The organism is Candidatus Synechococcus calcipolaris G9 (genome assembly GCF_029582805.1).
Taxonomy (GTDB): domain Bacteria; phylum Cyanobacteriota; class Cyanobacteriia; order Thermosynechococcales; family Thermosynechococcaceae; genus Synechococcus_F; species Synechococcus_F calcipolaris.
Genome location: NZ_JAKKUT010000002.1, coordinates 1,361,469 through 1,374,708 on the forward strand (window position 1 = coordinate 1,361,469; position 13,240 = coordinate 1,374,708).

The 13,240-nt window shown below is 51.5% G+C and carries 14 protein-coding genes; 4 read left to right on the forward strand and 10 right to left on the reverse strand.

Annotated features, from left to right (window positions below):
- Positions 1 to 30: 30 nt before the first annotated feature.
- On the forward strand, positions 31 to 576 hold the full coding sequence (locus tag L3556_RS09520; RefSeq protein ID WP_277867042.1) for a Uma2 family endonuclease: 546 nt from the start codon (positions 31 to 33) through the stop codon (positions 574 to 576).
- A gap of 49 nt (positions 577 to 625) precedes the next feature.
- Here L3556_RS09520 and L3556_RS09525 read toward each other — a convergent pair whose 3' ends face one another.
- The 3 genes from L3556_RS09525 to L3556_RS09535 all read right to left on the reverse strand — a co-directional run bounded on the left by L3556_RS09525 (position 626) and on the right by L3556_RS09535 (position 3,807).
- Positions 626 to 2,320, reverse strand: a complete 1,695-nt coding sequence (locus tag L3556_RS09525; protein ID WP_277867043.1) for a 2Fe-2S iron-sulfur cluster-binding protein — start codon at positions 2,318 to 2,320, stop codon at positions 626 to 628.
- A 128-nt stretch (positions 2,321 to 2,448) separates the two neighbouring features.
- The gene (locus L3556_RS09530) at positions 2,449 to 3,240 is read right to left on the reverse strand and encodes an SDR family oxidoreductase (RefSeq protein ID WP_277867044.1); all 792 of its coding nucleotides are present in this window, start codon (positions 3,238 to 3,240) and stop codon (positions 2,449 to 2,451) included.
- 51 nt (positions 3,241 to 3,291) lie between these two features.
- On the reverse strand, positions 3,292 to 3,807 hold the full coding sequence (locus tag L3556_RS09535) for an inorganic diphosphatase (protein WP_277867045.1): 516 nt from the start codon (positions 3,805 to 3,807) through the stop codon (positions 3,292 to 3,294).
- 181 nt (positions 3,808 to 3,988) lie between these two features.
- Between L3556_RS09535 and L3556_RS09540 the strand changes: the two genes are divergently transcribed.
- From L3556_RS09540 to L3556_RS09550, 3 genes are all read left to right on the forward strand, one after another.
- Positions 3,989 to 5,578: a hypothetical protein gene (locus L3556_RS09540; RefSeq protein WP_277867046.1), complete on the forward strand. Its 1,590-nt coding sequence runs from the start codon at positions 3,989 to 3,991 to the stop codon at positions 5,576 to 5,578.
- A 190-nt stretch (positions 5,579 to 5,768) separates the two neighbouring features.
- Positions 5,769 to 6,578 carry a fimbria/pilus outer membrane usher protein gene (locus tag L3556_RS09545; RefSeq protein ID WP_277867047.1) on the forward strand — a complete coding sequence of 270 codons (810 nt, stop codon included), beginning with the start codon at positions 5,769 to 5,771 and terminating at the stop codon, positions 6,576 to 6,578.
- A complete protein-coding gene (locus L3556_RS09550) occupies positions 6,523 to 8,064 on the forward strand; it encodes a fimbria/pilus outer membrane usher protein (protein WP_277867634.1) in 1,542 nt (513 codons plus the stop codon). Before L3556_RS09545 ends, L3556_RS09550 begins: the two co-directional genes overlap by 56 nt.
- Before the next feature lie 20 nt (positions 8,065 to 8,084).
- Here L3556_RS09550 and L3556_RS09555 read toward each other — a convergent pair whose 3' ends face one another.
- From L3556_RS09555 to L3556_RS09585, 7 genes are all read right to left on the reverse strand, one after another.
- Positions 8,085 to 9,002, reverse strand: coding sequence for an amino acid ABC transporter permease (locus L3556_RS09555; protein WP_277867048.1), 918 nt, complete (start codon positions 9,000 to 9,002; stop codon positions 8,085 to 8,087).
- Entirely contained in the window at positions 8,995 to 9,771 is a 777-nt protein-coding gene (gene hisF / locus L3556_RS09560) for an imidazole glycerol phosphate synthase subunit HisF (RefSeq protein WP_277867049.1), read from the reverse strand. The genes L3556_RS09555 and hisF overlap by 8 nt, the downstream gene beginning before the upstream one ends.
- A gap of 56 nt (positions 9,772 to 9,827) precedes the next feature.
- Entirely contained in the window at positions 9,828 to 10,490 is a 663-nt protein-coding gene (locus L3556_RS09565) for a hypothetical protein (RefSeq protein ID WP_277867050.1), read from the reverse strand.
- Complete coding sequence (locus L3556_RS09570; RefSeq protein WP_277867051.1) at positions 10,487 to 11,077, reverse strand: DUF3177 family protein; 591 nt, start codon at positions 11,075 to 11,077, stop codon at positions 10,487 to 10,489. Before L3556_RS09570 ends, L3556_RS09565 begins: the two co-directional genes overlap by 4 nt.
- Positions 11,078 to 11,184: 107 nt before the next feature.
- Positions 11,185 to 12,465: a BaiN/RdsA family NAD(P)/FAD-dependent oxidoreductase gene (locus L3556_RS09575; RefSeq protein ID WP_277867052.1), complete on the reverse strand. Its 1,281-nt coding sequence runs from the start codon at positions 12,463 to 12,465 to the stop codon at positions 11,185 to 11,187.
- Positions 12,455 to 12,784: an MGMT family protein gene (locus L3556_RS09580; RefSeq protein WP_277867053.1), complete on the reverse strand. Its 330-nt coding sequence runs from the start codon at positions 12,782 to 12,784 to the stop codon at positions 12,455 to 12,457. Before L3556_RS09580 ends, L3556_RS09575 begins: the two co-directional genes overlap by 11 nt.
- 4 nt (positions 12,785 to 12,788) lie before the next feature.
- Positions 12,789 to 13,232 (reverse strand): SH3 domain-containing protein, encoded by a 444-nt coding sequence (locus L3556_RS09585; RefSeq protein ID WP_277867054.1) that lies wholly within the window; start codon positions 13,230 to 13,232, stop codon positions 12,789 to 12,791.
- Positions 13,233 to 13,240: the final 8 nt, after the last annotated feature.

Genomic DNA, 13,240 nt, shown 5'->3' on the forward strand with positions numbered 1-13,240 from the left:
ACGTTTTGCCATTTGTAGAGGTACTATGCCATGCCGACCCTTCTGAAATGGACTATAGAGGCCTACCACCGCCTGATTGACCAGGAAGTGCTGGCTGAAAAAAAAGTCGAACTCTTAGACGGTGATATTGTCATAATGCCCCCGGAAAGTCCACTGCATAGTTACACCACCCGAAAAAGCACGGATTATCTCAGGCAAAAATTTCAGAACACGGCCCTCATCATTGAATCCCATCCCATCACCCTGAGTACGTCCGAACCAGAACCAGATATCACAGTTGCCATTCCACCTCAAGAACGATATAAAGAGCGACATCCCACCCCCAATGACATTTTCTGGATCATTGAAATCTCAAACGTTACCTTAGCTTATGACCTGAACGACAAAAAGCGCGTCTATGCTCAGGCCGGGATTTCTGAATATTGGGTGGTTGATCTAAATGCGCGTCAAGTTTTTATTTTCCGTGATCCGAGCCAGAGTGATTATCAAACTCAGCAAACTCTCTCCACAGGTGTCATTATTCCCCAGGCCTTCCCGAAGTTAGAGTTATCTATTTTAGAACTTTTTCACTGGTAGGTTAGAATTTGTTACACATCTGTCATCCTGGATGTTGATTTTCGTGCCCTTAGGCTTCAATGAGTACCCGTCCCTGGGGATAGGCAATACAGGTGAGAATAAAGCCCTCGGCCTGCTCATCCTCCTCCAGGGCTTCGGGATCAAAGTCCTCTAACTTGACATCCCCCTCTACTTTGCGTTTTTTGCAGGTTCCACAACTGCCCGAACGGCAACTGCTGCGGATTTTTACCCCCTCCTGCTCCGCTAACTCCAAAATGGAGAGGTCACCATCGGCCGTCACTTCCTTGCTGGACTTGGTAAAGACCACCACTAAACCACTATTTGTGGCCGGGGCTGGGGCATTGGCCACTGGGGCAGAAACCTCCATACCCTCGACGGCGGTATTCTCCCCAGAACTTGTCTCCCGATTCCCTAAAATACCCGCTAATCCATAGCCCGATCGGGGGGTTAAGGATGGTGTTGGTGTCACGACGGCCGAACCTGCCGGATTCCCTGGGGATGCACTGGCCGGTTTTGCAGGGGTGGATGGGGCCGGTTTCGGTTTTTTGCCACCAAAACTTTCCTCGTGGTACTGCTCCATGGGAAAATTCAGGCCTGCCAGCAGGGACTTGACCCCCGCCATAAACGGATTGGGGCCGCAAACATAGACGGTGCGATCGCGAAAATCAGGGGCAATGAGTTCCAGCATCGGGGCATTCAGGCGACCCGTCAGGCCGGCCCAGGATTGATGGTCTTGGCGACGACTCAGACTAATGGCTAACTTGAAGCGGGGCATCCGTTGACTGAGGGTTTCTAGTTCTTTCTGGTAAATAATATCTTCAGGGGTGCGGGCATTGTGGAAGAAAATAACATCACAGGGGGCTGCCGTATCGTAGAGCCAGCGAGTCATGGACATCATCGGCGTAATCCCACTTCCGGCGGAAATAAACAGTACCTTTTCCGACGGCTGATTCACGCAGGTAAACTTGCCCAGGGGGCCGCTTATATTGATCCAATCTCCCACGGATAGATTGTCGTGGAGCCAATTGGACACCAACCCAGGGGGCGACAGGGGCGCATCTTCGGGGGGAGGAACTCGTTTAACCGTAACTTCCAGAGTGTGCGGTCGGGACGGGGTGGAGGAAATGGAATAGGAGCGATTAATGGATTCGCCGCCAATCTCTAGGTCAAGGGTAATAAATTGCCCTGGTTTATAGTTAAAGAGAACCGGGGGTTCGGCAATAAAGCAAAAGGTTTTAACGTCAGCGGTTTCTTGAATAATGCGAGCGCAACAGAGTTTTATATCGCCTTTTTTCCAAGGGTTCAGGTTTTCCAAGTCCAAGAGTTCTACGGGCATGGGGGCCACAGCAGGTAAGACCGGATCTGTGTTCTCTAGGTGCAAGACAGTGGGCATACTCACCAAGGGAGATTGACTTTCTCCCTGGCTATTAGACTGCATCACCTCCAAGGAAAAGGAGGACAGTTCAATGCGATCGCCCACGGACAGGGGATAGGCCTGCTGGGGGGTTAGGGCCTGTTGCTTGATACGAGTGCCGGCCCGACTATTCAAATCAATGAACTGGTAGCGATCGCCCTGATAGATGATTTTGGCATGGAGGCGACTGACCTCAGTACTGGGGAGAATTAACTGGCAATCGGGCAGGCGACCAATTAAAAATTCCTGCTGGGGTAAATGGGCAACAATAATATCAATATCTTGATTGAGACTCGCGTCCTGATCATTTTTAAGCTTCAGTTTGAGCATACAGACCCTACGGCCAAAAGCATACCTCTACAGAATAAGCACAGATGATTTTTTCGTGTAAAATATATTTTTTATTTTGAACAATTGGAAATGATTAGAAACAGTCTCGCTCCCTTGGGCCCGTTTCCTTAGGCTTCTTTTTTTGCCGCCTGGGGGTGACGGTGTACCAAGGTTGTACTGGCTTGATCCACGGGCATTAAAACAATTTGATTAATATTCACATGGGCTGGACGGCTGGCACAAAACAAAATGGTCTCTGCCACATCCTGGGCCGTCAGTGGGGTCAAATTTTCGTAGACCTGAGCCGCCCGATCGCCATCCCCATGGAAGCGCACCTGGCTAAATTCCGTTTCCACCAGTCCCGGTTCAATGCCTGTCACCCGCAGGGGGGTACCCAGCAGATCTAATTTCAATCCGGTGGTTAGGGCCTGTACCGCCGCCTTGGTGGCACAGTAGACATGGCCGCGGGGATAGACCTGCAAACCAGCGATGGAGCCGACGTTAATAATATGGCCCCGCTGTTCTTTTAGCATTCCCGGTAGCAGGGCCCGGGTCACATAGAGAAGCCCCTTAATATTCGTGTCAATCATTTCTTCCCAATCTTCAAGACTGGCCTCAGGAAAGGGTTCTAACCCTCGGCTCAGTCCGGCATTGTTGATCAAAATATCAATGGTTGACCATTCTGGATCCAAGGTTTTCAGGACGTGATCCACTTGGGGGCGATCGCGCACATCTAGGGCCAAGCAATGACTAGAAACGCCATAGGTTGTCTCTAGGTGGGCTGCCAGGTGTTCTAGGCGTTCTAATCGACGGGCAACGAGGATCAGTCTGGCCCCAGCAGCCCCAAAGACTTCGGCACAGGCTTGGCCAATACCGCTACTGGCTCCGGTGATGAAAACCGTTGTATTCCTAACATCCATGCCTAACAGCCCAACCTTCCTAGCCCGTTCTCCCGCCAATGGGACAACCTGTTACTTGTAAGCCTTAATGCATTGATCTACCAGGGGTTGCACTTTATCCACATCTTGCCAGCCCAGGATTTCCGTGGCTTTCTTTTGCAGGTTTTTATAGGTACGGAAGAACTCGGAAATTTCCTCTAGGCGATGGGGGGCAACATCCGTCAGGGATTTAACCTGGCTATAGCGAGGATCATCAGCGGGAACACAGAGAATTTTTTCATCGCGATCGCCACTGTCAATCATTTCCAACATACCAATGGGGCGGGAGGCAATCACACAGCCTGGAAAGGTCGGCTCATCCATCATCACCAAACCATCTAGGGGATCCCCGTCATCCGCCAGGGTATTGGGAATAAAGCCATAGTCGAAGGGATAATTCACCGCCGAATACAGCACCCGATCCAGGATAAAGGCATTCATATCCTTGTCAAATTCATACTTATTGCGACTGCCGCCACAGATTTCCACCAGCACATTGATTAAACCAGGCTTGGGTTGGGCAGGAATGCGAGAAAGGTCTAGGCTCATAGTTAGGGATGGTTAATGATAAACAAAATGTATTTACAAGCATAGATCGCCCCTGGCCCCTCGGAGCGAGTTTATCTCGGCAAACCACTCCTGTGATATAAAATTATCGGACAATAAAAAATTTGAAATCGTTATAATTGACTCAAATTTTGCGATCGCCACCTACCCCTGGCTAACCCCAATGCAAGAACCCCATATTCCCACTGCCAGTGAAGACGTTCTGAGGTACGAGTACATCGAGAATGCTATTCGGGCCTATCAACGACAACTCACCTTTGACTTAGCCGTCAAACTAGGGGAGAACATTGGCTGGACACTGGATTCAGATCAAGGCAAGGGTTCCCATCAGTGCCTCAAAAAAAATGGCCAGACCGTTATCCTTTCCCAACCCAATGGTGATACCTACGTCATTGGTACCGCCCGCAGAATTCTTAAGCAGATTTTTCAGCCCCTCGTTGACAGTGGACAGTTGAAAACTCACCAACAAGAACAATTAGTGCAGGAAATTGAAGAGCACCTTGACGAAACCCTTACTTGGTTTAATGCGGAAGCCGTAGTTTCCTTACAAGATCTGCAAGAACGCTATGAAGAAACTATCAGCAATGTTGTTCCTAACCTGGAAGCGGCAGAAGCGTTAGTAGATGAACTTCAGGTCATCATTGAGCAAAAAGATCAACAACTAGCCCAATTAGCCCTTGATGTACAACGGGTTCAAACTGAGCAACAGGGTATGGAACTGACCCAGGAGAATCCTGACCTCACAGAGTTAGGCAATGAGTTAGGTGGAGGGGAGGCACTCCCTGAAAATGTGGATCTAGACCGTTTAATCAGTGACTTGGCGGGAGATCAATCCAGTGGCGATCTCCGGGATATTCAGGGTGGACTGAGCATTGATGAAGAAATTGCCCGGATCAGTGAACTGGCAGGGACAGAGGTTTTTAGCCGTAACCAGGAACTAGAGCAGCAAGTTCAGCAGCTAAATGCAGAAATTCAACGGCTACAGGGGGAACGCCAGGATGTCCAGACCCAACTAGACGCTGCCCAGAACCTCGTCCAAACGCTTCAGGAACAGGTTCAGAATCTGGAAACAACGGCGATCGCCCACGACCATTTGCAACAAGCCCATGGGGAACTCCTAGCTCAAGTTCAACAGTTACAGTCCCAAGAAGTCCATCGCCACGACCTGGAAGAACAGGTCTCCAACTTTGCCATGGAGCAGGCATCCCTTCAGGAGCAACTCACCACCCTTGAGCAGATCAATCAAACCCTGCGGGAACAGTTAGATCAGCAGCCTGATGCAGACGTAGAGCCAGAGGAATCAGAACAATTGCATGGGGCCTCAACAGCGGTGGAACAAGGGATTTCATGGGATAGTGATGATAATAGCGATGATGACGATACTAAGTCCCTCGTGAAATATCTCAGTAAACAGGTTGACTATCTCAATGATCAGGTGAAATATCTCAATGAACAGTTAGATGTCTCCCAGGCGGCGGTGAATCCCCTACAAGAGCGCATTGCCTCTCTCCAAGCCCAACTGGCAGAGGTTTCGACTGGTGAACAATCCTCCACAACGGATATACAGCAGGAACAACAACTCAATCGTCAACTGAAACGCCTGTCCCGCCGTCAAGAAAATGTCAACTGGATCGCCAGTATGGCCGCAGCGGTGGTGGTTGCCTTACCCATGGTTCCCTCCTGGGGGCGACCCTTGGCGGTGTTGGCTATTCCCGTTGCCGGGGCGATCGCTAAGCAATCCTCTAAAAAGTAGGGCAGTCAACAAAAAATAATCAAGCAATAAGCACCGTATTACTATCTGGGAGAGATCCCTTAGTCTTTCTCTGTTTCTCTATCCCTAGCTATTTGTGTTCAATATTGGTCATGTACTTTTTTTGTGGATTCGTATAAGCCTCTGGGTTTCAACTACATACAAATATCCAGCGGTATGGTCGCCTAGGGCATTGAGATATTTTGCCTATTTTGCCCCACTCTGTGTCCTCACCCCTGTTCTAGCCCAATCCCCTGAAACCTCAGCAATTTTTGAGCTAGAGGTAAATCGAGCTAGTCAAGGCGATGTGGTCGTGTACCTACGGGATGATGATATTTGGATTCCCTGGCAAGACCTTCTGGATGCGGGGTTAAAGGATTTTGGTGGAGAACGGGAGATCATTCAAGGGATTGAGCATGTGTCCCTCCAGTCCCTCGCCCCAGACATTACCTTTGAGCGGGATGATGTGGAGCTTGTTTTACGAGTTCGTTCTAGGGCAGATTTTTTAGGGGAAGATGTCTTTGATCTTGGGAGTCGGGTTGTCCCCGCTGGCATTATTTACAGTCAACCCCTCAGTGCCTATTTGAACTATGGGGTGCAATGGCAAGATTTTGAAACCTTAACAGCGGGTACGGAAGTTGCCCTTAGTTTTGGTGGCAATGCCCTCTACTCCGCCTTTAGCTTGGCGGGGGATGGGTCAATTAATCGCGGTATTAGCAATCTCACCCTGGATAACCGCCATAGTTTAACGAGCTTGGTCATTGGGGATACCCAGGTAAGTACGGACTTGCTGGGGGGGGGTGGCCTCCTGGGGGGCATTAGTTGGGGCCGCAATTTTGGTTTAAGCCCCTATCTGGTTCGCCAGCCTGCTTTTAATGTCAGTGGTGTGGCGGAAACGCCCTCCCAGGCAGAAATCTACGTCAATAATCGGCTCATTCGTACCCTAGATCGTCCCCCCCGGCCCCTTTCGCTTAGTCAATCTTCCCCAATCTGGCGGCTTTAATCGAGTACGAGTCATTGTCCGCGGGCTGGATGGCCAGGAGCAGGTCTTTGATTCCGGTTTTGTCCAGTTTTCCAGTTTACTGGAACCGGGCCTGTCGGAATTTAATGTCGCCCTTGGCTTTGAACGCCAAGGTTTGGGCCAGGATAGTTTTAGCTACGATAACGATTGGCGATTTTTAGCCTATTACCGTCGTGGTCTACTCAGTAACGTGACGGCGGGGGGACGCATTGAAGCGAGTTCTCAGGTGGTGAGTGGGGGGCTGACGGTTAGTACGGCCTTGCCGGTGGGCACGATTGATTTGGCCGGGGCCTTCAGTTCTGCCAATGGTGTGAATGGTTCGGCCGCCGCGATCGCCTACACCTATCCCGGTAATTTTCTCTCCTTTAGTGGGGGTCTGCGTCTCCAAAGTCCTGACTATGCCACCACCAGTTTAGACCCTGGCCGCGATCGCCCCCTATTGCAAAGTTTTGTTAGTGCCAGGGTTCCCCTGGGATCCCGAGCCTCCCTCAGTGGCCAGTACAACCTCACCAATCCTCGGGATCAGGGCATTAACAATCGCATTAGTATCCAAACTCAAATTCGTGTTGCCACCAATGTCAATCTCTTCCTCCAAGCCGCCCGTTCCCAATTTCGCCCCAACGATCCGGTGAATGAATTTTCCATTGGCTTAAATTATTTCCTGGGGAATAGTACCTCCCTTAATGCCGGCTGGCGACAACGGGGAGATGAGGGGGTTCCCACCCTATCGGTACAGCGTTCCTTGCCCCCTGGGGAAGGCTATGGCTACCGGGTTGAACTACAGCAACAAGCTACCCAAAGTCGGGCTGCTACATCCTTTTCCTACAATACGCCCTGGAGCCGGTATCAGTTGGGTTATACCCAGTCCGGGGATATTGGTTCCAATCTCATGGTTGCAGAAGGGGGAATTGTTGCCATTGGTGGTGAGGTCTATGCGACGCGGCCCGTACAGGGAAGTTTTGCCCTGATTCAAGTGCCCGATTCGCCTAATGTGCGGGGCTACCTGAGTAATCAAGAAATTGGCCGCACAAACCGCCGTGGAAATTTACTCATTCCCAGTCTCCTGCCCTATTTTGGCAATCAACTCAGTATTAATGACCAGGATATTGATCTTGATTTTGATGTGGGTGAAACCAGTCAACTCATCGCCCCCCCCTTTCGCGGCGGAGCCATTGCCCGATTTAATGTCCGCCGTGTTCAGAATATTATCGGTGCGATCGCCCTGGAAAAAGCCGGGGAAAAGATTATTCCTAGTTATGGTCAATTGATTATTCGGGTGGGCGATCGCCGCGAAGTCTCTCCCCTAACCCAAGCTGGAGAATTTTTCTTTGATAATATCGATCCGGGAACCTACACCGCCGAAGTCGCCTATCAAGAGGATATTTGTGTCTTTGAGATCACTATTCCCGCAAGTGATGAGCTATTTATTACGCTGGAACCCTTAGTCTGTTCTTTAGCGCAACCCTAATAGTTCCTTAAATGAATTTGTCACTGATGTTTCAACTGACTCCGATTATAAAGATTCATTGCCAAGGAAATGATTAAACTCAGGCTCAGGTATGTAACCATGAGCAGGAGCATTACTTCTAGGGCCCGGCCGGTTTGGTTATAGGTGGTCGAGGCAACGGCATAGAGATCGGGATAGCCCACGGCGATCGCCAAGCTAGAATTTTTAGCGAGATTAAGGTACTGATTCCCCAGGGGAGGGACAATGGAGCGCAGAGCTTGGGGCAAAATCACCAACCAGAGGGTTTGAGTAGGAGTTAATCCCAGGGATTGGGCCGCTTCTGACTGGCCCTTGGGCACACTCTGGATGCCACCGCGAATAATTTCGGCAATAAATGTTCCAGTATAGACCGACAGCCCCAACCACAGAGCCGAAAATTCTGGGGATAGATGGATTCCTCCGGGCAAGGTCATCCCCTGTTGATTTAAGGCAAATCCCAAGAAGGACTGGCCCGCCGCCGTAGAACTCAGGAAAACTCCAAAATACCAGAACAATAACTGCAACAGTAAGGGCATATTCCGCAGTAGTTCCACATAGACCAAGGCAATTTGCCGCAGCAGCCAATTACTGGATAGGCGGGCAATCCCAGCCACCAGTCCCAGAAGCGTGGCCAAGACGAGACCTGCCCCAATCACCCGTAGGGAATTGACAAACCCGACGAATAGGGCCCACCAGTAGCTTTGGGTGGGTCGATAGGGAATCACCGTTTCGCCAATGGCAAATCCCGCCTGATACTGGAGGAAACTAAAACTTGGCTGCAAACCCAACTGATCTAGATTAAAAGCCAGATTTTGTCCTAAAAAATAAATCAGTAATCCCACCCCGGCGACCCCTAGGGCCTGGCCTGTCCATTGCCAAAAGCGACGTTGACTCACCAGACCCCGTAGAAAATTAACCATGGCGAACGGGAACCTGATGCTGGGCTAGGTAGGCTTTAATTTGTTCAATACTTAATTGTCCGTAGTGGAGTAAGGAAGCTAAAAGAGCTGCTTGGGCCTGGCCGGTGGTGAGGGCTTGATGGATATGCTCACAGGTTCCCGCTCCCCCAGAGGCAATGACGGGAATCTGTACCTGCTCGGCGATCGCCCGTGTCAAGGCTAAGTCGTAACCGGCCTGGGTACCATCGGCATCCATACTGGTGACCAGCAGTTCCCCGGCCCCTCGCTGTTCCATTTCCAGGGCCCATTTCACCGCATCTAAACCCGTGGCTTCCCGCCCTCCCCGGACAAAGACCTCCCAGGTGGGATGGGTGGGGTCACTATCGGGGCGGCGACGGGCATCGATGGCCACCACAATACATTGCACCCCAAAGCGATCGCTGGCTTGATTGACCAAATTCGGTTCCCGCACCGCCGCCGAATTCAAACTGATTTTATCGGCTCCGGCCCGGAGTAGCTCTTTGATCTGAGCCAGGGATTGAATCCCACCCCCCACGGTCAGGGGAATAAACACCTGTTCCGCCGTGCGGTAGACCACATCTAAAATGATGCTCCGCTCCTCATGGGTGGCGGTAATGTCCAGAAAGACGAGTTCATCGGCCCCGGCCTGGTTATACACCTGGGCCAGTTCCACCGGATCTCCTGCATCCCGGAGATTGACAAAATTGACTCCCTTGACGACCCGGCCGGACTTCACATCTAAACAGGGCAGAATTCGCTTTGCCAGCATCGTTAATCGCGCCTCCCAATAGGCTTAATAGACTAATCGGCTTTGTCTTTGGTTGATTACTGCACCGTCACTCGCCGTCCGCCGCCACCAGAGACAAAAATAATGTCCCGTTCATTGGGCCAGGGTTCCCAACCCACATCAAAACCCTGGTTCCAACCAATGGATCGGGCAGTGCGAAAGCAATTAAAGCTATCGGGGCGAACAAAAAAGATCAGGGAATGGCGATTGGGGTCAAGCCGATTTAGGGTTTGCTGAAACTGGGAACGGGGTTGCTCTAAACGTTGAGAGGTTTCACCATCAATCGTACTCAGGGGGGTAAATTTAGTTTGGACAATGGGACTACCCTGATGGGTCAACACATCTAGATTGACCTGGTAATATCGGGTTCTTGTTTGAAAACCATTGATCTGGGCAAAGAGGGCCTGGGGACTTGTGAACGAATTGGCATCCAGGGAGCGAAAAAACGTCTGCACCTCTTCACTGGCTTGATCTTCGTCTAGGGGTGTGACCCGGTCTTCGCGGCATTCAAAAAAATGACTACTTTTGCTACTTTCCCGGGCGAGGGGAGTCCGCACTAGGGCTGGAGCAACGGCGGCGGTTAAGCTGGCAAACAAGCAGACAAAGATCATCACCCCCACCGTATTGGTCAGGACATCCATAAAGGAATCTAGATTTTGGGCCGGGGGCTTGACCCGGGGCCGCGATCGCTGGGGTTTCATAGGCCGGTGGCAGAGCGTCCCTGTTTGGGTAAACGCACAAAAACAAAATAGCTGAGGTACAGCACGTAGATAATCAGGGCAGCGGCAGCAAAAAAGCCGAGGGTTCCTGGTTTGGCATTCACATGGAGCAGTTCTTTGTAGCTGAGGGGAGCTTCTAACCACACTTGGCAGGCGGCGGTACTTACCTCATCGGGAATAAAGGCACAGCGGAGGTAAAAGGCTTGGCCGAGGGCAGCAAGGACGCAATAAAGGGTGACGGCCCACCGCCAGCTACTAAAGATTTGGCCGAGCAGATCTTTGCGATCGCTAATTTCTTCGTTCAAATCGGCCCAAAACCAGAGACTAATGGGAATGAGAACTAGGGCGGCAAACCCGGTCACGTAGGAGACGGGCCATTGGGGAATCATCAAATAAACTGTGATCACCAGGAGGCTGGCCACCCGCCAATAAATCACGAGCAAATGGGTGATGGCCGGCACATTTTGAATAACCGCCCAGAGTAAAAGAATTAAGGGCAGGACGACGGTAAAAACCACCGCTAACCGATAATCCATCCACACCAGCGATCGCAACAATTCCAAGGACATAGGACTCTGTAGCCTTTAGTAACGCAACTTGATCATGGACAAGAACAGTACCAAGAACAGTACAAAGGCTAGTCTAACCTAATCGACTCACCCCCTATCCCCTCAGTTTATGCCGATGATTCCTGACAAAGACCCTGGCCCGCTAGCCAACCTGTTGTCCAAGCACTCTGAAAGTTAAATCCGCCGGTAATTCCGTCAATATCTAGTACCTCGCCGGCCAAAAATAATCCGGGACAGGGGCGACTTTCCATCGTCTTAAAATTGACTTCCGAGAGTTTAATCCCGCCACAGGTGACGAATTCATCTTTGAAGACTCCCTTGCCCCGCAAATGAAACGTGCCCTTGGAGATGGCAGACACCAGTTGATTTAGGGCTGATTTAGGGAGATTGGCCCAGGTTAGGGTAGGGTCTAAACCCACCTGATGTAGCCAGTAGTGCCATAGCCGCTGGGGAACCTCAAGGGGACAATAATTGGCGATCGCCCGTTTGGGAGACTCCTTTCGAGCGTCTTGTAAACGTTGGCGAAGTTGCTCCAGCGGTAGGTGGGCAAGCCAGTTGATTTGAAGGGTGCCTTGATAACCGGCATCGTGGAGAACCCGCGCCCCCCAGGCGGAAAGTTTGAGAATTACCGGGCCACTCAATCCCCAGTGGGTGATTAGAATCGGCCCCGTTTGAATCAGGGGGGGAACTCCGGGCAGGGATAGTTGCACCCTAACGGAATCCAGGCCAATGCCAGCGAGGTTGTGGAGGTGGGGGTCTGGCACATTGAAGGTAAAGAGGGACGGAACTGGTGGCTCTAGGGTGTGGCCCAGGGATCGGGCAATGGCATACCCCTGGGGACTACTACCCGTTGCCAAAAGTAGGCGATCGCAGCCATAGACCTCTTGGGAACGCAGGATCACCCGAAACTGACCGTCTTGCCGCTCAACCCTTTGCACCGCCGACTTGGTCTGAACCCGAATCCCTAACCGTTGCGCTTCCGCCATGAGGCAATGAATGATTGTCCCCGAATCATTGGTGACAGGAAACATCCGGCCGTCGGCTTCAGTGTGTAAACGAACCCCCCGTTTTTTGTACCAAGCAATTGTATCTTGGGGCTGAAATCGACTAAATGCCCCGCGCAGAGCCTTTCCCCCCCGTGGATAATTCTGCACCAGCAGGGCCGGATCAAAGCAGTGATGAGTGACATTGCACCGCCCGCCCCCAGAAATACGCACTTTTGCCAAGACCTTGGGGGCCGCTTCCAATAGGGTAATCTGGCAATCTGCACAGGCTTCCCCACAGGCGATCGCCCCGAAAAAGCCCGCCGCACCACCGCCAATCACAATAACTTTTTGGGCCAATGCTTGGGGTACGGTTTGGTGTTGCTCCATGGTTTTATCCCCCATGTTTTTCTCCTAGGGGCCGCCAACCAAAACGCTTCAGATCAATACGCCCTTGGGGGTCAAATTCAATGCCTTCGGCTTCTAATCGCCACCGTTGCTGTTCATCGGTTCCATGGCGTTGGGGTGCGGTGGAAATCTTACCCTGGGCATTGATCACCCGATGCCAGGGAATATCCGAATCCAGGGCAACCTGATAGAGAGCATAGCCCACCTGACGAGCGTGATTAGGCAACCCCAATAAATGGGCAATTTGACCGTAGGTGGCTACAGACCCCGGTGGAATTTGCCGCACCAGTTGATAGATGTCCTGCCGGAGATTCATGGAGTTATGGGGATGACGTTAGGCCGAACCCTAGAACCCAGCCTTCAAGACCATCCTGGGTACGGATCCTTTGCCACTCCCCATCATCGCTTTGTTCCAGGAGAATCACCTCTTCGTCAAAACTCACCCCACCCAACGGTTCCCCACTCCGATCCGGGCGATCGCGGATGCGCAGACCTTCGCCATAGCTCACACGGGCAGTGGTATTGTCTGGTTCCGGTGAGGGTTCAGGAGATGGCTCCGGTTCTTCCGTATCTTCCCCCGCCTCAGTCGTTGCTTCTGGGGACTCCGCCATGGCTTGGGGAAAATCATTGGTAAATTCTGGTCGTTCCGGCGGTAGCAACAGACCCTGGGAAAAAATACCTAGGACACTGGCAAACAATAGCACCATGAGACCCAGCCCAAGGGTGGTACCAAGAAGCCATTGCAGGATACGGGATGATTTCATGACGGGTA

Excerpts from the sequence above, each read along its gene's own strand:
- L3556_RS09520 (WP_277867042.1), top strand. The coding sequence starts at position 31 with ATGCCGACCCTTCTGAAATGGACTATAGAGGCCTACCACCGCCTGATT.
- L3556_RS09525 (WP_277867043.1), bottom strand. The coding sequence starts at position 2,320 with ATGCTCAAACTGAAGCTTAAAAATGATCAGGACGCGAGTCTCAATCAA.
- L3556_RS09530 (WP_277867044.1), bottom strand. The coding sequence starts at position 3,240 with ATGGATGTTAGGAATACAACGGTTTTCATCACCGGAGCCAGTAGCGGT.
- L3556_RS09535 (WP_277867045.1), bottom strand. The coding sequence starts at position 3,807 with ATGAGCCTAGACCTTTCTCGCATTCCTGCCCAACCCAAGCCTGGTTTA.
- L3556_RS09540 (WP_277867046.1), top strand. The coding sequence starts at position 3,989 with ATGCAAGAACCCCATATTCCCACTGCCAGTGAAGACGTTCTGAGGTAC.
- L3556_RS09555 (WP_277867048.1), bottom strand. The coding sequence starts at position 9,002 with ATGGTTAATTTTCTACGGGGTCTGGTGAGTCAACGTCGCTTTTGGCAA.
- hisF (WP_277867049.1), bottom strand. The coding sequence starts at position 9,771 with ATGCTGGCAAAGCGAATTCTGCCCTGTTTAGATGTGAAGTCCGGCCGG.
- L3556_RS09565 (WP_277867050.1), bottom strand. The coding sequence starts at position 10,490 with ATGAAACCCCAGCGATCGCGGCCCCGGGTCAAGCCCCCGGCCCAAAAT.
- L3556_RS09570 (WP_277867051.1), bottom strand. The coding sequence starts at position 11,077 with ATGTCCTTGGAATTGTTGCGATCGCTGGTGTGGATGGATTATCGGTTA.
- L3556_RS09575 (WP_277867052.1), bottom strand. The coding sequence starts at position 12,465 with ATGGGGGATAAAACCATGGAGCAACACCAAACCGTACCCCAAGCATTG.
- L3556_RS09580 (WP_277867053.1), bottom strand. The coding sequence starts at position 12,784 with ATGAATCTCCGGCAGGACATCTATCAACTGGTGCGGCAAATTCCACCG.
- L3556_RS09585 (WP_277867054.1), bottom strand. The coding sequence starts at position 13,232 with ATGAAATCATCCCGTATCCTGCAATGGCTTCTTGGTACCACCCTTGGG.